The 19,664-nt window shown below is 71.3% G+C and carries 17 protein-coding genes; 9 read left to right on the top strand and 8 right to left on the bottom strand.

Annotation, left to right across the window (positions count from 1 at the left end):
* Nucleotides 1-183: 183 nt before the first annotated feature.
* Together moeZ and BL254_RS00530 are read right to left on the bottom strand one after the other, a co-directional pair.
* Complete coding sequence (gene moeZ, locus BL254_RS00525) at nt 184-1,356, bottom strand: adenylyltransferase/sulfurtransferase MoeZ (RefSeq protein ID WP_076842211.1); 1,173 nt, start codon at nt 1,354-1,356, stop codon at nt 184-186.
* Nucleotides 1,357-1,707: 351 nt separating this feature from the next.
* On the bottom strand, nt 1,708-2,697 hold the full coding sequence (locus tag BL254_RS00530) for a Ku protein (protein WP_047221136.1): 990 nt from the start codon (nt 2,695-2,697) through the stop codon (nt 1,708-1,710).
* 722 nt (nt 2,698-3,419) lie between these two features.
* Here BL254_RS00530 and BL254_RS00535 point away from each other — a divergent pair.
* The 3 genes from BL254_RS00535 to BL254_RS00545 all read left to right on the top strand — a co-directional run bounded on the left by BL254_RS00535 (nt 3,420) and on the right by BL254_RS00545 (nt 5,276).
* Nucleotides 3,420-3,632 (top strand): hypothetical protein, encoded by a 213-nt coding sequence (locus BL254_RS00535; RefSeq protein WP_047221137.1) that lies wholly within the window; start codon nt 3,420-3,422, stop codon nt 3,630-3,632.
* A 522-nt stretch (nt 3,633-4,154) separates the two neighbouring features.
* Nucleotides 4,155-4,850 carry a TetR/AcrR family transcriptional regulator gene (locus BL254_RS00540; RefSeq protein WP_047221138.1) on the top strand — a complete coding sequence of 232 codons (696 nt, stop codon included), beginning with the start codon at nt 4,155-4,157 and terminating at the stop codon, nt 4,848-4,850.
* A 198-nt stretch (nt 4,851-5,048) separates the two neighbouring features.
* Complete coding sequence (locus tag BL254_RS00545) at nt 5,049-5,276, top strand: DUF3107 domain-containing protein (protein WP_013872385.1); 228 nt, start codon at nt 5,049-5,051, stop codon at nt 5,274-5,276.
* 140 nt (nt 5,277-5,416) lie between these two features.
* Here the strand turns inward: BL254_RS00545 and BL254_RS00550 are convergent, their stop codons facing one another.
* Nucleotides 5,417-6,148, bottom strand: coding sequence for a ferritin-like fold-containing protein (locus tag BL254_RS00550; protein ID WP_371389715.1), 732 nt, complete (start codon nt 6,146-6,148; stop codon nt 5,417-5,419).
* A gap of 695 nt (nt 6,149-6,843) precedes the next feature.
* On the opposite strand from BL254_RS00550, the gene BL254_RS00555 reads away from it, so the two are divergent.
* Entirely contained in the window at nt 6,844-8,796 is a 1,953-nt protein-coding gene (locus tag BL254_RS00555) for a DEAD/DEAH box helicase (protein ID WP_254857666.1), read from the top strand.
* A 179-nt stretch (nt 8,797-8,975) separates the two neighbouring features.
* On the opposite strand, the gene BL254_RS00560 is transcribed toward BL254_RS00555, so the two are convergent.
* The gene (locus tag BL254_RS00560) at nt 8,976-9,362 is read right to left on the bottom strand and encodes a hypothetical protein (protein ID WP_254857656.1); all 387 of its coding nucleotides are present in this window, start codon (nt 9,360-9,362) and stop codon (nt 8,976-8,978) included.
* On the bottom strand, nt 9,359-10,375 hold the full coding sequence (locus BL254_RS00565) for a ParA family protein (RefSeq protein WP_076842213.1): 1,017 nt from the start codon (nt 10,373-10,375) through the stop codon (nt 9,359-9,361). Before BL254_RS00565 ends, BL254_RS00560 begins: the two co-directional genes overlap by 4 nt.
* A 348-nt stretch (nt 10,376-10,723) precedes the next feature.
* Here BL254_RS00565 and BL254_RS00570 point away from each other — a divergent pair, with 348 nt between their 5' ends.
* Entirely contained in the window at nt 10,724-12,307 is a 1,584-nt protein-coding gene (locus BL254_RS00570; protein ID WP_047221140.1) for a hemolysin family protein, read from the top strand.
* Nucleotides 12,304-13,422, top strand: coding sequence for a hemolysin family protein (locus tag BL254_RS00575; protein WP_047221141.1), 1,119 nt, complete (start codon nt 12,304-12,306; stop codon nt 13,420-13,422). Before BL254_RS00570 ends, BL254_RS00575 begins: the two co-directional genes overlap by 4 nt.
* Nucleotides 13,423-13,490: 68 nt before the next feature.
* Here BL254_RS00575 and BL254_RS00580 read toward each other — a convergent pair whose 3' ends face one another.
* Nucleotides 13,491-13,964, bottom strand: a complete 474-nt coding sequence (locus BL254_RS00580; RefSeq protein ID WP_047221142.1) for an antibiotic biosynthesis monooxygenase — start codon at nt 13,962-13,964, stop codon at nt 13,491-13,493.
* Between the two features lie 242 nt (nt 13,965-14,206).
* On the opposite strand from BL254_RS00580, the gene BL254_RS00585 reads away from it, so the two are divergent.
* Both BL254_RS00585 and BL254_RS00590 read left to right on the top strand, forming a co-directional pair.
* Nucleotides 14,207-15,313 carry an oxygenase MpaB family protein gene (locus BL254_RS00585; protein ID WP_254857658.1) on the top strand — a complete coding sequence of 369 codons (1,107 nt, stop codon included), beginning with the start codon at nt 14,207-14,209 and terminating at the stop codon, nt 15,311-15,313.
* A 100-nt stretch (nt 15,314-15,413) separates the two neighbouring features.
* Complete coding sequence (locus BL254_RS00590) at nt 15,414-16,259, top strand: hypothetical protein (protein ID WP_139342105.1); 846 nt, start codon at nt 15,414-15,416, stop codon at nt 16,257-16,259.
* A 123-nt stretch (nt 16,260-16,382) separates the two neighbouring features.
* Here the strand turns inward: BL254_RS00590 and BL254_RS00595 are convergent, their stop codons facing one another.
* Both BL254_RS00595 and BL254_RS00600 read right to left on the bottom strand, forming a co-directional pair.
* Nucleotides 16,383-17,600 (bottom strand): pyridoxal phosphate-dependent aminotransferase, encoded by a 1,218-nt coding sequence (locus tag BL254_RS00595; RefSeq protein WP_076842227.1) that lies wholly within the window; start codon nt 17,598-17,600, stop codon nt 16,383-16,385.
* Between the two features lie 412 nt (nt 17,601-18,012).
* Nucleotides 18,013-18,858, bottom strand: coding sequence for a PD-(D/E)XK nuclease family protein (locus BL254_RS00600; RefSeq protein WP_047221144.1), 846 nt, complete (start codon nt 18,856-18,858; stop codon nt 18,013-18,015).
* A 426-nt stretch (nt 18,859-19,284) separates the two neighbouring features.
* Between BL254_RS00600 and BL254_RS00605 the strand changes: the two genes are divergently transcribed.
* Complete coding sequence (locus BL254_RS00605) at nt 19,285-19,569, top strand: chorismate mutase (RefSeq protein WP_052914179.1); 285 nt, start codon at nt 19,285-19,287, stop codon at nt 19,567-19,569.
* The last annotated feature ends 95 nt before the right edge of the window (nt 19,570-19,664 follow it).

Below are 19,664 nucleotides of genomic sequence, written 5' to 3' on the forward strand. Positions count from 1 at the left end.
AGCCGTGTAGCCGATGGCCCACGTCGACGACGTACCGACCAGCAAAGAAGATCGCCGCGAGTTTGTCGTCAGCCACGCGTCCAGGGTCGAAAAACGTACACGATGACAAATTCGCACGAATCACACCGTGTGTCCGAATGGTCGCGGAACGGGTCCGCGGCCACCCGGACACGGTCCAACGGTTCAGTAGACGGGCAGGGACTTGTCGACCTGGTTCGCCCAGGCGGTCACCCCGCCCTGGACGTGCACCGCCGAGGAGAACCCCGCCCCCTTCAACGTCGCCAGCGCCTCGGCCGAGCGCACCCCGCTCTTGCAKTAGACGACGACCCGGCGGTCCTGCGGCAGTTCGGACAGGTGCGCCGGCAGTTCGCCCTTGGGGATCAGGCGCGCCCCCGGGATGCGCACGATCTCCCACTCCGCCGGTTCCCGCACGTCGACCAGCTCGATCGGCTCGCCCCGGTCCAGCCAGTCCTTGAGCTCGGTGGCCAGGATCGTCGAGCCGACGGCGGCCCGCTCGGYCTCGTCCGAGACGACCCCGCAGAACGCGTCGTAGTCGATCAGCTCGGTGATGGTCGGGTTCTTGCCGCACAGCCGGCACTCCGGGTCCTTGCGGACCCTGATGGTGCGGTAGCTCAGCTCCAGGGCGTCGTAGACCGTCAGCCGCCCGACCAGCGGCTCGCCGATCCCGGTCAGGATCTTGATCGCCTCGGTGGCCTGGATCGCCCCGATCGACGCGCACAGCACGCCGAGCACGCCGCCCTCGGCRCAGGAGGGCACCATGCCGGGCGGGGGCGGCTCCGGGTAGAGGCAGCGGTAGCACGGGCCGTGCTCGGCCYAGAACACGCTCGCCTGCCCGTCGAACCGGTAGATCGACCYCCACACGTACGGCTTGCCGAGCAGCACGCTGGCGTCGTTGACCAGGTAGCGGGTGGCGAAGTTGTCCGTCCCGTCCACGATCAGGTCGTACTGGCTGAAGATCTCCGTGACGTTGGAGGTGTCCAGCCGGGTCTCGTGCAGGATGACGTTGACGTGCGGGTTGGTCTCGCGGATGGCGTCCCGGGCCGACTCCGCCTTGGACCGCCCCACGTCGGACTGCCCGTGGATGATCTGACGCTGCAGGTTGGACTCGTCCACGGTGTCGAACTCGACGATGCCGAGCGTGCCCACCCCGGCGGCGGCCAGGTACAGCAGGGTCGGCGAGCCGAGCCCGCCGGCGCCGACGGCGAGCACCTTCGCGTTCTTCAGCCGCTTCTGGCCGTCCATGGCGACATCCGGAATGATCAGATGTCGGGAGTACCGGCGGACCTCGTCGATGGTCAGGTCGGCCGCTGGCTCGACCAGAGGCGGCAGTGACACGATCTCTCCTCGCGGTTACAGCGCTGGCATCCGTACGTCCGGCTACCCTGTCGTCCCATCCTCGCAGGGACGCCATGCCATCATCGGCGATCCACCGACAGAGGCCACCATCGGCGGACCGCCGACGAAGATCCCTGCAGGCGATCCACTGACGAAGATTTCTGCCGGCGGCCGGACGCCGGCGACGTGAGCACGACACACCTGGATCGTGGGCTGATGTCGACAACGCCGCCAGCGCGCGGAAGCTTCCGCGACCCGCGCCCACCATGCTCCGGGCTCGCCACGCCGGCCGTCCGGCTCGCCCGCGGCCCGTCAGCCACCGGCCTGGCCCGGCTCCGACCCGCGGTGGCGCTACCGGCGGCCCGCGGCCCCGGCTCTGGGCCCGCCGGCCCTCTTCCCGTTGCGTGCACCCTGTCGGCCGTTGCCGTTGCCGTTGCCGGCGGCGCCGTCCACCCCCGCGCCGTCCGTGCCGACCCCGTCCGCAGCGCCTCCGTCCGTACCGGACACGGCTGGGCGAGCGGCGGGCGCGGCGGGGCCGGTGCCCCGGCCGGCGCCGGTGGGCTGCCGGCCGCGGTGGGCCTGGGCCACGCTGGCGGCGAGGACGGCCACCAGATCGTCCGCGGAGGTGGCCGTCTCGCCCTCGACCGGCGGGGTCACCACGTCGCTACCCGACACCTTCGCGTCGATGACGGCCTGCAGGGCCTGCCGGTAGCCGTCGGTGTAGGGGGTCGGGTCGAAGTCGTCGGACAACGACTCGATCAGCGTCTGCGCCATGACCAGTTCCTGCGGGCCGACGTTCACCTCCTCGTCCAGGAACGGGAAGTCCGGCCGGCGCACCTCGTCCGGCCAGACCATCGTCGACAGGACGAGCACGTCGCCGCGTATCCGCAGGGTCGCGAGCTGCTCCCGCTGCCGCAGGGCGATCTTGACGAGCGCGACCCGGCCGGAGCGGCCGAGCGCGTCGCGCAGGAGCACGTACGACCTGACCCCGCCCCGGTCGGGCTCGATGTAGTAGCTCCTGGCGTAGTAGATCGGGTCGACCTGCGCCAGCGGGACGAACTCCAGCACGTCGATCGTGTGGGAGGTGGGCAGCGGCAGGTTCGCGAAGTCGTCGTCGGTGAGCACGACGGTCTCCCCGGACGGCAGTTCGTAGCCTTTGGCGACCTCCGAGTAGGGCACTTCGGCCCCGTCCGCCGCCGCGACCCGCTTGTAGCGGATGCGGGACCCGTCCCACCGCCTGACCTGGTGGAAGGAGACGTCCCGGTCCTCGGTGGCCGGGTAGAGCCGGACCGGAATCCGGACGAGACCGAAGGAGATCGCGCCTTTCCAGATCGACCGCATGMCCGCCCCTTACTGTGAGTTTGAGCATGTTCATGGGTTGTCCCGACCGGCATACCGCGGCGGTGGCAGCACCGGATCACGACAGCGCCGGATCAGATGTCCGCGCTGACGGGTACGGCCCGGCGGGCCGCGCTCCGCAGTCAGCGGACACACTCCTTACCCAATGGTCTCCCAACGATGGAGGGTGCGGAAGCCGTGTGAGCACAAAAGACGAACGAATCGTGGACGAACGAATCGCGGACGGACGCACACCCGGGGCAGAGCGCCCGGGCACCGGGCGCCACGATGCGGAGCACTCGGGCGTCGGTCCGCCCCGGGGACCTCCCGGAACGACTTCCACCCGCCGGACCGCCGGCCAGCCAGCGCCGCCGCGGCACCCGGCGAAGCCGGCCGTCGCGTCCAGCATCTGACGCGGTGACGCCGACCCCGGAACCACCGCACGACGATCGCGACGCAATTCCACACTCTGCGCACTCTCCGTACGCACTAACACACCGACAGTTTCTAGCCTGGTCGCCGCACGACCGGGCCGTTGCCTGCCCACGGCCGGATGAGCTGGTATTCATGGTGGGCGACGTGCCGGACCGAGTCGAAGAACACGKCGATCTTTTTGCCACTTCGGCAGGTACACCCGGCGCACAGGTGGAAGGTTCCAAAACGGCGGTAGGGCCAACGCAAGAGTACAGAGGATCACAGTCCGTAGGCGCTGACAGGAGAAAGCCATGACCTCACCGACGGATCTTCCGCTCGACGTGCATGACGTTCTCGACCGTCCCGACGTGCCCGACGCGGACGCCGCGGAGCAGGCGCGCGAGGTCCTGACGCGCGATTCGCTGCCGCTCACGGCATCGTGGCCGTCGTCGCTGGAGGTCGACGAGTACGACGCCGCGGAGCAGCAGATCGTCGTCGACGTCGACGAGGACGAGTACCGGTGAAGCGGGCCTGACCCGGGCGAGCCCGCGTGAGCCCCGCGTGAGCCCCGGTTCACGCGGACCCCTGATATCCCCCTGATCCAACGGTGACGTGCCGGCGCCGACGGRCCCGCTCGGTGCGGCCCGCCGGCGCGGGCACGCCCGCACGGGAGAAGGATGATCACCCTGCCCGCGGTTCCTCAGGCGGGCCCGGGAATCAGCCAGGCCGGGATCAGTCAGGACGGGGCCGGGCAGGAAAGGTACGGTGAGCCACCAGCGGGTTCACCCCCGCCTGGTACCCACATCCACAGACGCTCAGATCCCCTGTTCCAGATCCCGTATCCCAGATCCTGTACCCCGGATCCCGTACTCAGGTCCCGCCCAGATCCGAGTGCTCATCTTATGTTCACATAACATGACAAAGCACCACAGGTCGGGTCCCGGCCGGGCGCGACGCCCAGCCCGGGCATCCGGACGGGCACCACGCCCGGCACAGGCAGCCGCCGAGCCGGCACCGAGGCTCGACCGATCAAAGGAGGTGCGCCGGTGAGCGCCGAGCCGGCCGCGCCGCAACCGCGTTCAGGCAAGACCGCCCGGCTGCCGCGCACCGCTCGCCGCTTCCAGCTGCTGGGAGCGGCCCGTGAAGTTTTCGTTGCCCAGGGCTATCACGCCGCGGCGATGGACGAGATCGCCGAACGCGCGGGCGTCAGCAAGCCCGTCCTCTACCAGCACTTTCCCGGAAAGCTCGAGCTCTATCTGGCGCTGCTGGACGAGCAGGCCCACGCCCTCGTCTCCAGCGTGCAGCGGGCGCTTGCGTCCACCACCGACAACCATACCCGGATCGCTCGGTCGATCGCGGCCTACTTCGACTTCGTCGACGACCCCAGCGGCGCCTACCAGCTCGTTCTCGAGTCCGACCTGCGCAGCGAACCCGCCGTCCGCAAGCGGGTGGAGAACAGTTTCACCGAGTGCGCCAACGCCATCGCGGACGTCATCGCCGCGGACACCGGCGTCGGCCCGGCCGAGGCCGAACTGCTCTCGATCGGGCTGGTGGGCCTCGCCGAGACCGGCGCCCGCTGGTGGCTGGTCACCGGCGGGGCGGTCTCGAAGGAGCAGGCCGTCGCGACCATGGTCGAGCTGGCCTGGCGGGGGCTTGCCGGATACCCGCGCCGCACCACCGGCACCGACCCGGCACCGGCCCGGGAAATCACCGGTGACGGTGACGCCTCCAGCGGACCCTGACGTCTCCAACGGACCCTGAGGTCTTCAGCGGACCCTGACGCCTCCAGCGAACATGACCCGGCCGCGTCCCACGCCCCGCGCCGTAGGCCCTATGGTGACCTAGCCGGCCGAAGACGGCGAGACCCTCGCTCTTCTCCCACCGCCGGACGTCACCAGGAACCTGGACGGCACACCTGACGAACACGGAGGTCATCACTGGTGGAGGTCAAGATCGGGATCCAGAACGTCGGGCGCGAACTGATCATTGAGAGCGGCCAGTCGCCGGACGACGTGGCCCAGGCGGTCACCGACGCGATCAGGTCGGATCTGGGGCTGCTCACACTCGTGGACGAGAAGGGCCGGCGGGTCGTCATCCCGATCGGGAAGCTGGCCTACGTCGAGATCGCCGAATCCGAGACACGCCGGGTCGGTTTCGGCGCGCTCTGACGGCGACAGCACCCTCCGGTAACCCGGAACGCCCGACACAACACAAAAGGTAGTCGGAACAAAAGGTAGTCGGATGCCGGCTACCCGGGTCGGGTCGGGTCGGTTTCGGCCGCCCGGCCCCGACCCGGGCCCGGGCTGTCTCAGGTCGACAGGCCGAGTGCGTCCATCCGTGCCGTGTGCGCGAGGGTGATCCGGTTGAACAGCTCCGCCAGCGCTGTCAGGTCGCCTATCCCGTTCAGCAGGGCGGCGAGCGCGCTGCGCTCCACCGCGACCCGCTGTGCCTCGGTCAGCGCCTCCCCCACCAGCCGCCGGGCCCACAGCGCGAGCCGGCCGGCCACGGTCGGATCGGCCTCGATCGCAGCCCGGACCCGCCCCACCGCGAACGCGGCATGGCCGGTGTCGGCGAGGACGTCGAGGACCAGCGCACGCACGTCGGGATCGAGCACGGTGGCGATCTCGCGGTAGAAGTCCGCGGCGATGCTGTCCCCGACATACACCTTGACCAGGCTTTCCAGCCAGTCGGCAGGCGCGGTGAGGTTGTGGAAGTTCGTCAGCGGCGACACGAACGGCTCCATGGCCCGCACCGGGTCGACCCCCACCCCCAGCAGATGGGCACGAACCTCCTCGAAGTGCGCGAACTCGGCGGCTGCAATGCCGGCCAGYGCGATCTTGTCGGTCAGGGTGGGAGCCATCCGCGCGTCCGTGGCCAGCCGCTCGAACGCGGTCAGTTCGCCGAAGGCGAGCAGTCCCAACAGATCCACGACAGCGATGTCCGGTATGCCCGCGCGGACGGCGTCACGAGCCTGAACGTCACGAGCCTGCGCGTCACGAGCCTGCGCGTCACGGTGCGGCTCGGGCGCGTCGGTGGCCACCCCGTGGGCCCGGGCCCCTGGTACGGCCGAATCATGATCGGACCATTTTCGGCCCTCCGGATCGGGGCCGCGTGCCGTGCCGGCCCCGCCGGCCTCACCGCCTGCGTCGTCCCCGCCGATCGACGGCGCCGGAAAGCCGACCCGRCCGGTACCCGTACTGTCCGTCATATCGGATCACCTCAGCCTCGTCCTCATGGCGAACCGCCCCGATATACACCGACCGGAAGCAGGACCGGGACACCTTACGGCACAGGCACTTGCGGCATCTGACGGAATGGGCCGCAGCACCCTGCCGAAGGTCATCGTGTCGGAACATGTCTCGGAGAGCAGCCCACAGGTTATCCTTATCATTAGCCGGGAGCTGCCAAGACCACTTCCGGCCCGCGCGGGCGTCGCCCCACTCCGGGTCAGCGGACCCCGCCGGTAGATGTCGTGAGCGGGTGCAGCGTCGGATCCCGCTCATAGCGACTCGGGGACCTGGGCCTCGATGGCGTGAACGAAGGACGATCGCGCCGTCTCCGGCCCTCTAGCAGACCAGGAGTATCCCGCTGTCCGTTTCAGCCGAAACCACAACACACCGACACGATGACCCCACAGATCCCACGGGGCACCCGGACACCGGCGAGACGGGGGCCCCGACGGCGCCGGCCACGACACCGGCGCCCGGCTTCGCCGACCTCGGCGTCCGTGAAGAGATCGTCGAGGCCCTGCGCGCCAAGGGCATCCTCTCCCCCTTCCCCATCCAGGAACTGACGCTTCCGCTGGCGCTGGCCGGGTCCGACATCATCGGGCAGGCCCGCACCGGCACCGGCAAGACGCTCGCCTTCGGCATCCCGCTCGCGCAGCAGGCGACCAGCCGTGACGAGGGCGCCAGCGGGCAGCCGCAGGCGCTCGTGGTCGTTCCCACCCGCGAGCTGTGCCTGCAGGTCACCGCCGACATCGACCGTGCCGGCTCGGGCCGCGGTCTGCGGGTGCTGCCGGTCTACGGCGGCCGTGCCTACGAGCCGCAGCTGGCAAGCCTGCGCGCCGGCGTGGACATCGTCGTCGGCACCCCCGGCAGGCTGCTCGACCTGGCCCGCCAGAACGCCCTCGTGCTGACGGCGGTGCGCATGCTCGTCCTCGACGAGGCCGACGAAATGCTCGACCTGGGCTTCCTGCCGGACGTCGAGCGCATCCTCGCCCAGCTTCCGGACATCCGCCAGACGCTGCTGTTCTCCGCAACGATGCCGCCGCCGGTGATCTCGCTGGCCCGCCGGTTCATGCGGCGGCCGGTGCACGTCACCGCGGAGCACCCCGACGAGGGCCGCACGGTGCCGGACATCAGCCAGCACGTCTTCCGCGCGCACGCGCTGGACAAGATCGAGGTGCTGGCCCGGGTTCTGCAGGCCGAGGGCCGAGGGCTGGCCATCGTCTTCGTCCGGACCCGTCGTACCGCCGACCGGGTCGCCGACGACCTGACCGGGCGTGGTTTCGCAGCCGCGGCCGTCCACGGGGACATCGGCCAGGGCCAGCGGGAGCAGGCGCTGCGGGCGTTCCGGTCCGGCAAGATCGATGTGCTGGTCGCCACCGACGTCGCCGCCCGTGGTATCGACATCGGCGGGGTGACCCACGTGGTCAACTACCAGTGCCCCGAGGACGAGAACGTCTACCTGCACCGCGTCGGCCGCACCGGCCGAGCCGGCGGCAGCGGGGTGGCGGTGACCTTCGTCGACTGGGACGACATACCGCGGTGGTCCCTGGTCAACCAGGCGCTGGGCCTGCCCTTCGACACCCCGGTCGAGACCTACTCGACATCCCCGCACCTGTTCGAGGCCCTGTCCATCCCCGCGGACGTCCGCGGGGTGCTGCCGCAGGCGTCCCGTACCCGGGCCGGGCTCGCCGCCGAGGAGGTCGAGGACCTCGGGGAGACCGGGCGTCCGAAGCGCCGGCGGTCAGGCCGGGCCGGTGACCGGCCGGACGCCATCCGCGCCGAGCCGTCGGCCGGTCGGCCCCCCGCCGCCCGCACGACCCGGACCAGGCGCCGTACCCGTGGGGGCGGCGCCGCGGTGGCGGCGGTGACCGTGGTCCCCGCCGACGAGCCCACCGACGCGCAGCCGGCGGCTCACGCGGACGCGCCCGCGCAACAGCCGGCATCCACTCGGCCGGCACTCACTCGGCCGGCTCGTCCAGCCCCGGCCGACGCGGTCCCAGCCCTGTCCCCGGCAGCGTCCGTGGAACTTCCCGGCGCACCGGCTGGCGGGCCGTCCGTGGCCGAACCGCGGCCGGCCGGGACCAGCGGGCGGATACGGCCGGCGGCCAGCAGGGCCGCCCTGTTCCTGGAGCCCGCTCCGCTGCATCCGACGGCGCCGGACACCGGCTCGGATTCCATCGTGGCTGCCGACATCGTGGAACCCGACATCGTTGAACCCGACATCGTTGAACCCGGCATCGTGGAGCCCAACATCGTGGACCACGGCATCGTGGACCACGATTCTGCCGCTCCGGGCTCCGGTGCGGACGGCACCGCGGTGACCGGGCCGGCTCCCCGGCGGCGCCGACGCCGCCGGCGGCGCGACGATCGCGGCCGTCCCGTCGGCTCACCGGCCGTGGAGGCGAACCTCACCGGCAGGCAGGACGACCGGATCGAGCAGCGAGCCGAGTCGGCCTGACGACCCCGGCCCGGACCAGCCCGGTCCGGGCCAGCCCGGCGTTCCGGGATGCCGAACAGCCGGCATGATCGCTGGTTCGTCGGGTCGGTCAGCCCGTCGCACCTGTCAGTCCCGTCAGAACCCGGCGGACGCGCGGAGCCCGGACGTGAAGCGCGCCGCCGGCCACCCGGCCGGACCCGTCAGGGCTCGACGGAGGTGTGGACCCGCAGCCGGATGCGCACCCAGGCGATCCGCCGGCATGCCGGGCAGCGCACCAGGGACCGATGCCGCAATCGTGGCACCGGCACATGCACGCTGGGGAGCAACAGGGCGACCGCCTCACGCGGCCGGAGCGTGGTCGTCTGCCCGCAGCGGGAACACATCACATCCAGCCCACTGTCCACCGGCGTGACCGGTGTGCCCGGCCTGCCCCCGCTGTAGAGCGCCCGCTTGCCGTGGACGTCCCGGCCTACCGTCACCGGGGTGGCAAAGCGCTCGTGGGCCGCGGGTGGGGGCTGCGCGGCGCTGCGCGGCCGTAGCCGGTCGAAACCGGCGGACGCGGCAGCCGCTTCCCGGCGGGCACTCACCGGCTCGTGGTCCGGGACACCGTGCCGGCTACGGACGCCGTGCCGGTTGCCGCCGCCGCTGCCGCCGCGCCGACTACCGCGCCGGCCGTCATGCCCGCCACCACGCCGGCCGCCACCGGCGGGCGAGCCGGTGATCCGCCCGGTGGCGTCGGTACCGGCGGCACCGCGGACGCCGTCCGGGGCGTGCTCCCAGCCGTCCCTCGGGCCGCGGCCCCGCCGCCGCCCTCTCCTCGAGGGTCGGACGCGGCCCCGGTGGCGGAGCCCGCCAGCAGCGCCCGGGCATGCGCCCGGTATGCCGCCGCCCCCCTGGAACGTCTCGCCGTCGTGAGGATCGAACGTCCGGAACCCGGCGCCTCGGCGAACCGGACCGACCGCGCGATGGGCGGCTGGAGCACCGCGACCGCGTACCGGGCGGAAACGTCCGCCAGGACGGCGCGGCCGTGCGCGGTCCGGGCGTCGAACAGGGTCGGCAGCACCCCGCGGACCCGCAGCTCGGCGTTGGTCAGACGTTGCACGTCGTGGACGGTGTCGAGCAGTTGCCCGACACCGCGATGCGACAGGGTCTCGCACTGCAACGGGATGATCACCTCGTCCGCCGCCGTCAGCCCGTTGATCGTCAGGATTCCGAGCGAGGGCGGACAGTCGATCAGGATGAAGTCGTAGCGCTCGTCGATCTCGGCGAGCRCGAGCCGTAGCGCGTGCTCACGGCCGGTGCGGRACAACAGCACGGCCTCGCAGCCGGCCAGCTCGATGGTCGCCGGCAGCAGATCCGGGCCGTCCTCGGTCCGCCGCACCACGAGRCCAGGGCTGAGCCGGCCCAGCAGCACATCGTGCACGGACAGCTCGATGACGTCTGGATCCAGGCCCAGGGAGAACGTCAGGCATGCCTGCGGGTCGAGGTCAACGAGCAGAACCCGGCATCCCAACTCGCTCAGCGCGGCGCCGAGGCTCGCCACGGACGTCGTCTTGGCGACGCCACCCTTCTGGTTTGTGACGGCGAAGACGCGAGCCATACAGATCAGTCTCCAAGCGTCGGCGCAAAACCACAACACCCCACGCCACAACAACATCACCGATACCTGAAAAACTCGATCTCTATTTCGGACAAATCATAAAAGAACACGCATTCATCCGTCCATGATCAGCCGTGGGCCTTCCTGTCGGCGTACCTGGTTGGGCATCGGGCCCCGGCCCGGGAAACCTCTGGGCGGCACGGCGGAGGTCTGTGAGGATGAGGAGATGGCACGCGGCGCGCCGGTACCGCCCGGGCGGGATCTCCGGGCGGCCTCGACAGCGGCGTCCGCGGCAGGCTCCCGATCGTCCGAGCACCGCGGTGGCTTTCGCCGGCCCCCGCCACCGCAATGATCGGTGACATTCTCGGCCTGCTGCTGGTCGTCGCCCTCATCGCCGCCAACGGGCTGTTCGTGACCGCCGAATTCGCCTTTGTGGCGGTCGACCGCAGCCGGCTCGAGCAGGCGGCGCGGGACGGTTCCCACCGCGCGGCCCGGGTGCTGCGGGCCGTCCGGTCGCTGTCGTTCCAGCTTTCCGGCGCGCAGCTGGGAATCACCCTGACGTCGCTGGTACTCGGTTACATCGCCGAGCCCGCGATCGCCTCCCTGCTGCTACCGGCGATCAACGCGACCGGCCTGCCAGCCGGCGTCGGCCATGCCGTCGCGGTGACCGCCGCCCTGCTGATCGCGACAGTCACCCAGATGGTCTTCGGCGAGCTCTTCCCGAAGAACATCGCGGTCGCGACACCGGTGGCCACGGCCCAGTGGGTCGCCGGGCCGCAGATGCTCTTCTCCAGCGTCTGCCGACCGATCATCACGCTTCTCGACGGCTCCGCCAACCGGCTGCTGCGCGCGCTGGGGATCGAGCCGCGGACCCAACTGCGATCGGCCAGATCACCGTCCGAGCTCGGCTGGCTGGTGCGCTCGTCGGCCGAGCACGGCACGCTGCCCGGCAACACCGCAAGTCTGCTGGGCAGATCCCTGCGGCTGCGCGAGCGCGCCGCCCAGGACGTCATGACGCCGCGGGTGCGGGTGGTCGCGCTGCACGCCGACGACAGCGTCACGGAACTGCTCCGGGTCACCGGGGAATCAGGCCACTCCCGTTTCCCCGTCCTGCGCTCCTCCGGTGCCGCCGCGCCCGATACCGGCGCCCACAGGGATTCGAGTGCCGGTAGGGATACGGGCGCCGATCGCGGCACCACCGTCCGCGGCACCACCGTCCGCGGCGGCGGCGGAGGCCAGGCCGCCGAGCCGCCGGGCCCGGGGAGCGTCACGGCTGTTCCCGGGGACGTCGACGACGTCGTCGGGGTCGTCCACGTCAAGGACGCCTTCGGTGTGCCGCCGGCCGAGCGCGGCAGCACACCGGTCAGCCTGCTCATGGTCGCTCCGGTGGTGGTGCCGGCATCGCTGAGCTGCGACGATCTGCTCACCACCCTGCGCGGGCACAGCCTCCAGATCGCCGTGGTCATCGACGAGTACGGCGGCACCGCCGGCCTGGTCACCCTGGAGGACCTCGTCGAGGAACTCGTCGGCCATGTCCTGGACGAGTACGACGCGCCGGAAAGACCCGACGCCACCGCCGGGCCGGACGGGAGCTGGTCGCTTTCCGGCCTGCTCCGCCCGGACGAGGTCGCCGACCTGACCGGTATCCGGCTGCCCGACGGCCCGTACGAGACCGTCGCCGGCGTCGTCCTGCACCGGCTCGGGCGCATTCCCGAGCCGGGTGACCAGGTCTACGTCGAAGGCCGGCTGCTCACCGTCGAGGAGATGGACCATCATCGCGTCAGCCGTGTCCGGCTGGCGGGCCGCCCACCCGACCAGCCAGCCCGGACCCGCCGGAGCGGGCACGCCGGTCACTCGTCCGGCCCGCGTGGCCCGCACGCTCCGCGCAGCGCCGTCGGCGCCGACGGCCCGGCCGGACGGGCACGGCGATGACCCTGCTCTATCTTGTCGGCGCGATCTTCCTGCTGGCCGGCAACGCGTTCTTCGTCGGCGCCGAGTTCGCCGTCATCTCGGTCCGTCGCGACCAGATGGAACCGTATGCGGCCGAGGGCGACCACCAGGCCCGCAGCGTCCTCACCGCGATCGAGAACCTGTCGCTGATGCTCGCGGCTTCCCAGCTCGGCATCACGATCTGCTCGCTCGGGCTCGGCGCGGTGGCCGAGCCCGCGATCGCCCACCTGATCGAGGGGGGTCTGGACGGGCTCGGCGTCCCCAGCGGTTTCCATCACCCGATCGGGTTCGCGCTCGCGCTCCTGATCGTCGTCTGCCTGCACATCGTGCTCGGCGAAATGGTGCCGAAGAACATCGCGCTGGCCGGCCCCGAGAAGACCGCCCGCTGGCTCGCACCGCCGTTGCTCCGGTTCGCCGGCCTGACCCGCCCGCTGATCGTCTTTCTCAACGCCGTCGCCAACCGGTGTGTCCGGCTCGTCCGCGTCCATCCGGTGGACGAGCTGAGCACCGCCTACACCCCGGACCAGCTCGCGGTGATGATCGCGGAATCCCGGCAGCAGGGCCTGTTGGAGGACACCGAGCACGAGTTGCTGACCGGCGCACTGGAACTGTCCGAGCGGACCGCCGGCACCATCATGATCCCGGTTGTCGAGATCGTGACCGTCCCGTGGTCGGTGACCGCGTCCGAGCTGGAGAGGCTGGTCGCCGGGACCGGCTTCTCCCGCTTCCCGGTACGCGCCGCCGACGGCGACGTCCCAGCCGGACCGGGACCGGTAATCGTCGGTTTCGTGCACGCCAAGGACGTCATCGGTATCCACGGCGACGCCCGGGACGAACCGCTGCCGCCACGCCGGCTGCGGCCGATGGTCGAGATCCGCGCCGACCTGCCGCTGGACGAGGTCCTGCGCCTGATGCAGCGCAGCGGCTGCCACCTCGGCCGGATACCCGGGCCGAACGGCACGACCCGCGGCGTCATCGCTCTCGAGGACGTGGTCGAGGAGTTCGTGGGCGAGATCGAGGACGCCAGCCACCGGCCGGGCGTAGGTGAAAACCTCCCCTATGACAGCGGTTTCCACCTACAGGCGCGGAAGCCGTAGGTGGAAACCGCTGTCCTGGTGACGGCTTCCACCTACGGACGGAGAGGCTTCGGGTGGCGAGGCGTGGCCTAGGCCTTCTCGTTCCTGGGCGCGGCCGACTGGACGACCTCGAAGGACCACAGCGTGGCCGCGGTCGCGGCCGGCGCACCGGCCCCGGGGTGACCGCCGGGTCCGCCGTGACCGGCCGGCGCACCAGATCCGGGATGACCAGCCGGCGCGCCATGGCCGGCTGGCGCACCGGCGCCGGGGTGACCGCCGGCTCCGGGATGACCGGCCGGCGCCGGACCACCCGCGGCGTCCGCCGCCGCCTGCGCGTGCCCGGCCTGGAAGGCGTTGGACGCCTGCCATTTCTGGAAGTCCTCCTCGCTACGCCAACGCGTGTAGACGAGGTAGGTGTCGGTGCCCTCCACCGGCCGTAGCAGCTCGAACCACTCGAAACCGTCCGCGGCCTCCACGATGCCGGCCCGACCAGCGAACCGCTGCTCCAGCGTGGCCCGCAGCTCGGCCGGGACGGTCAGTGCATTGATCTTCACAACGCTCATGAGGCCACGTTAGTTCGTGGCACCGRCCACGCGACACCGCAACGACTCACTCAGAGCGGCGCATGCACGCATCGCCCGGCATTGCATCACCATCTGATCGCAATCTGGACACGTAACGCACCCTGCATGCATCCATCATGGTCGATGTGGAACTATTAGTTGCTATTTGATTTCTGAGAGTAAGAAACGGGGATGTTCAGGTGATTGATCAGCGGCATCGAGTCAACGAGGTCACTGATGCCGTGACACGATCCGGGTCCTGCCGGCCGATGGCCGACGCGGGCGGTGCCACCAGCGTCAACAGCACCACCGATACCGATACCGACAGCACCAGCAGCAGCGACAACAGCACCGACAGCGGCAGTGTGGCGGCGAGCCCCGGCCCGGATGTCGGGCTGTTCGGGCCGTCCAGCATGACCTGGCGGGTACACAGCGATCCGAGCATGATCATCGCTGGTATCCGCGCGCTGCTCCTGCAGGGCGTGCATCCGCTGGCCATGGCCGGCGTCGCCCAGCATTCCGCCTACCGGGCCGACCCGTGGGGACGTCTGCTACGCACCGCCACCTACGTCGAAACGATCACCTACGGAACCACGGAACAGGCGCGGCACGCGGCCGAACGGGTACGTCGCGTGCACGCATGTATCCGTGGCATCGAGCCCACCAGCGGCCGGCCCTACCGGGCCGCCGATCCCGAACTGCTGCTGTGGGTGCACGCGAGCGAGGTCGAGTCCTTCCTCACGACAGCCCGTCGATGCGGGCTGCGCCTTACCGACAGCCAGGCCGACGCCTATTTCGCCGAGCAGGTGCGTGCCGCCGAGCTGATCGGCATCCCGGCGGAGGATGTCCCGGACAGTCGGGCCGCGGTTGCCCGCTATTTTGCCCGGATTCGCCCTCACCTGCGGGTGACCTCGCAATCCCACGAGATGATCTCGTTCATCCTGCGGCCGCCCATGCCCCGCTGGGTGTCGCGGACCACGCCCGCGCGCCCGGCGTGGTCCGCCCTGAGCGCGATCGCGGTCGGGATGCTGCCTGGTTGGGCCCGGCGGCTCTACGGCCTGCCCGACACGCCGCTGCTGGACGCCGCCGCCTGCCTGGGCGCACGGGCGACACGTACCGCGCTGCTCGCGCTGCCACGCCGGCTACGGCAGGTCCCCGGGTCGGGGGACGCTACGGCACGCCGCGCCAGGACGCGCCCTGCCAGGCCGGTGCCCGACGCCCGGATGATCCCCCGGGACGCTCCGCGGCGCCTCGTGATGACACCGCCACGCCAGCGGACGGAGGAGGACCCGCTGCCGCATCAGACCCGCCGCCTCCCAGCCCACCTGACGGTGGCACCAGGCCGGTGACCCCAGCCCGACAACACCGACAGTCCAGTCCCGACGACACCGTGAGCCAGCCTGGCGACACGGCGGGGAGGTGTCACGGGCAGCCGGATGTGGCCTACTCTTGCCGATCGTGGCTCAACTTCCCCGGGTAGCGGTGTTCGGTGCGGGTCCGGCCGCCGGTACGGCGCTGCGCGTGCTCATCGACTCCGGGCTGGACGCGCACCTGTTCGTGACACACGATCGCGCGACGCACGACGCGGACGGCCCGGCGGCGGTGCCCCCCTCGCCCACCGGAGGACCCGCCGGGGCCGACGGGGAGTCTCCCAGAACCGGTGGGGAGTTCCCGGACGAGCGGGGCTTCGCCGGGCGGTTCACAAGGCTCGACAGCGGCGGCTACGGGATTCACCCGCAGGACGACGGCCGCCGGCCGTTCGATGTCCGCGGCGGTGACCAGCCGGTGACTCGATGGGACGCCGTGGTCCTCCTCGGCGGAGTCGTCGGGCCTGTCGTCGGAAAGGCCGCCGCGTATCGGCTGAGCAGCCCGCCCGCCGTCCCATCGGCGTTGTTCGGCGGCGTTTTCAACCCGGACGCGGAAGGGGTGTACGGATGTGGCGTCCTGCCAGGCGGCGTGTCGCCGGGGTCGGGGCCGGGGCCGGCCGGCGGCACCGGGGCGATCAGTGTCACCGACGCCGTCCGGCTCGCTGAGGCGCAGGCCCGCTGGCTGGGCGAGTACCTGCGCGGCCGCTATCTGCTGCCGCCACGATCGGTGATGCTGGCCGCTACCGGCGCCGCCGGAGCATCGCGGTCACCAGTCGGCGACCTGCGCGGTCGGTGGTCGCGGCCACACCACCGTGGCGGCGTCGACGCCTACCTGCGGTGGCTGGCCGCCGAGGTGCGCCGGGGACGCGCCCGGGCCGCCGCCGGCCGGTATCCGCTGCCCGTCCCCTCCCTGCTCACGACGTGCTGATCCCGGGGCCCTCGGTCCCGCAAAAGCCCGCGGCGGAGCGCGGCGGCCGGGCATAGCCGCGTCCCCGCGGCCACCCGTGGGGCGGCACGGGGTGCGCGGGGCGCGGGCGCGCGGCGGGGCGTGTCAGGCGAGGGTGGCCAGCCGCTGGGCCGCCGCCCGCAGGGTGTCCAGCCGTTTCGGGAAGGCGAAACGTATGATGTGACGCCCGTACGCGGGTTCGTTGAAGAACGACGATCCGGGGACCGATGCCACCCCGACCGTCTTCAGTAGCCGGCGGGCGAAGGCCACGTCGTCCCCATCGGGGTCGAACGATCGCGTATCGCACATGACGTAGTACRCACCGTCAGGTGGCCGGAAGTGGAAGCCGGCCGCGGCGAGCGCGCCGCACAGCAGGTCACGGCGCTCGAGGTAGTCGGTGACGATGTTGTCGTAGTAGCTCGGCGACAGCGCCATGGCGGCGGCCCCGCCCGCCTGCAACGGCGCGGCGGCCCCGACGGTCAGGAAGTCGTGGACCTTGCGAATGGCGGCGGTGTAGGCCGGTGGGGCGATGGTCCAGCCGACCCGCCAGCCCGTCACCGCATAGGTCTTCGACAGGGCGTTGATGGTGACCGTGCGATCGGCGAGCCCCGGGACGGTGGCGGGCGGGATATGCCCGCCCGGGCCGAGATACTGGATGTGCTCGTAGATCTCGTCGGTGAGGACGAGCGCGTCGTGCCGCTGGCAGAGCTCGGCGATCAGCTCCAGCTCGGCGCGGGTGAACACCTTGCCGGTCGGGTTGTGCGGCGTGTTGATGACAACGGCCCGAACCCGGTCGGAGAAGGCGGCGCGCAGCTGCGCCTCGTCGATGCTCCAGTCGGGCCCGTGCAGCGGGACGAACCTGGGCCGCGCGCCGGAGAGGATCGCGTCCGGGCCGTAGTTCTCGTAGAAGGGCTCGAAGAGCAGCACCTCCTCGCCGGGGTCGACCAGCGCGAGCATGGTCGCGATCATCGCTTCGGTGGAACCGCAGGTCACGCAGATCTCGGTCTCCGGGTCCACCGTCCACCCCGGGTAGGTACGGGCGACCTTGGCGGCGATGGCGTGCCGGAAGGCCTTCGCGCCCCAGGTGATGGCGTACTGGTTGTCGTCCGCGTCGATGGCGGCCTTCGCCGCCTCCTTCAGTTCGGCCGGGCAGGGGAAGTCCGGGAAGCCCTGCGCGAGGTTGATGCCGTCGTGCGCCAGGCAGAGCCGGGTCATCTCCCGGATCACCGACTCGGTGAACGTCCCGGCCTTCGCCGACACTCGCAACGGGCCGCCCGCGGGCCGGGCCTGGCCGCCACCGGGCAGCCGGGCGTCCTGCAACATGATCGGCGACACGGCCTGCGACACGGCCGAGGGCGCGGTGTTCGGCTGGCCGGCACTCGCTCGCTCTGTCACGAAGCCATCATGGCCCAGCTCCCGCCGGCCTACCGGACAACGAGCAGGTCCCGGACGCTCCTCGGCTGAAACCGCCGGCGGAGCCGCGACCGGAAACAGAGGCCATTCACATGATCCATACGACAGCCCATGGGCAAGGATGTGAATCCGGTGCCGCTCTGACAGCACTGCATTCGCATCCTTCGGACACTTCGGAGGGGCCGCCCGAACAGAGGCGTGGCGGACGGCGGCGTTCAGGCGTTTCCACGGGTCACAGCCCTACCCGGACAAACACCAACCAAGATCCTCTGACGCTCCCCAGCCGGGCGCGGGGATACGGGCTGGCGCGGGGATACGGGGTTCAGCCGGGCGGCTCGGCGGCGGCGACGGCGTCCCAGGGGGCGCGGTCGGGGGCGGCGGCGCGGCCCTCGGGGCAGTGCCGCCGGTAGTCGCACCAGGAACACAACCGGCCCGGCTGCGGCGGGAACGCCGCGTCCGGCCCGGCGCCGCCGCGCAGCGCCTCGGCCGCCCGCTCGGCGTCGTCGGCCAGCGCCTCGGCCCGCCGCAGCTGACGTCCCAGCGACGCCTCGTCGTGCTCGGCGCTGGCCACGGTGCCGGTGGGCAGATGGTGCAGCTCCACCCGCCAGCAGGGACGGCGCAGGGTGCGGGAGACCGCCAGCGCATACAGCGCCAGCGCCGGGGAGACCCGGGCGTCGTCGTCGGTGGGCGGTCGGCGTCCCGTCTTGTAGTCGACGACGACGAGCTCGCCGTCCCGGTCGTCGAGCCGGTCGACCCGCCCGGACAGGGCCAGCCGGTCGGTGCGCGCGGCGACCTGGCGTTCCACCGCTCTGGGCTCGCGGGCCGGGTCGAGGGTGGCCACGTAGCGCCCGACCATCTCCGCGGCCCGTTCCCGCCAGGTCGTGGACTGCTCGGCGTCCCGCCAGCCGTCCACGATCCACAGCAGTCGGACGAGGTGGGCGGCGCGGGTCGGCGTGCGGCGGGCCAGCGGTTCGTCCCACCAGGCCCGCAGGGCGTTGTGCACGCTGGAACCAAGGGAGTTGTGCGCCCACGGCGGCCCCTTCACCGGCGCCGGCCGGTCGAGATACGCCATCCGGTAGCGGCGGGGACACTCCGCGAACGCGGACAGTTTCGACGGGGTGCACACGAACAGCCGCCGCGGCATGCCGTCCAACTGCAACTGGTCCACGAGGACGATCCTCCCATCCCTCCTGACACCGTCCCGGTGGCGTCCCGGCGCGGTTTCGGGGGTGYCCTTCCGGCATCCGCCGGACGTCCTGCTCGGCATCCGCCGGACGTCCCGTGYGGCATCCGTGTGGCGCCCGTATGACAGCGGCGTGACGTCCCGACCGCTTCTGGGCCGTGGGAGGTCACGGTGCGAGCCGGACGGACCGCTGGACGGTGGCAATCTCGGCTGGCATGCTGGTAGCCATGCCCGGTGGATCTCCTCTTTGCGCGCGCCGCGCGAGCAGATCGCCAGATCATTTTTACCAGGGACCGGGCACGGTCCCTGCACTGCCGCGTATCTGACGCGACACGCCGAGACTCAAGGCCCGGACTTTCCCCGGGCCTGTCCGGCTCCGGGACGGCCGGGTCCCGAATGAAAAGAGCCCAGATGACAAGCCACGCGCTTCCCGCCGCCACGCCGGCACCGGCGGTCTCCTCGATCGCGGACGGCCGGCAGGCCATAGACGAGATCGACACACAGCTTCGCGCGCTCGTCGGCGCCCGTCTGGAGATATCCCAGCAGATTCAGGCGCTGCGTTCCGCGGACGGCGGTCCGCGCATCCAGCACGAACGGGAAAACGAGATCATCACAGCCTGGTCGCGGGAGCTCGGRCCGCGCGGGGTCGAAATCGCCCTGTCCATTCTCACGCTGTGTCGAGGATCTCTCACCTAGCTCCTCGGCCCGCGGACGCTTCGGTCCGAGGACGCCAGCCGGATTCCCACCGTGAGGAACGATCCCGATTCTCCCGGTGATGTCTTCTTCCTCTG

The organism is Protofrankia sp. BMG5.30, assembly GCF_001983005.1.
GTDB lineage: Bacteria > Actinomycetota > Actinomycetes > Frankiales > Frankiaceae > Protofrankia > Protofrankia coriariae.

Bases quoted from the DNA above. Each gene is read 5' to 3' on its own strand.
- BL254_RS00530 (WP_047221136.1), bottom strand. From the start codon at position 2,697: ATGCGGTCGATCTGGAAAGGCGCGATCTCCTTCGGTCTCGTCCGGATT.
- BL254_RS00535 (WP_047221137.1), top strand. From the start codon at position 3,420: ATGACCTCACCGACGGATCTTCCGCTCGACGTGCATGACGTTCTCGAC.
- BL254_RS00570 (WP_047221140.1), top strand. From the start codon at position 10,724: ATGATCGGTGACATTCTCGGCCTGCTGCTGGTCGTCGCCCTCATCGCC.
- BL254_RS00575 (WP_047221141.1), top strand. From the start codon at position 12,304: ATGACCCTGCTCTATCTTGTCGGCGCGATCTTCCTGCTGGCCGGCAAC.
- BL254_RS00580 (WP_047221142.1), bottom strand. From the start codon at position 13,964: ATGAGCGTTGTGAAGATCAATGCACTGACCGTCCCGGCCGAGCTGCGG.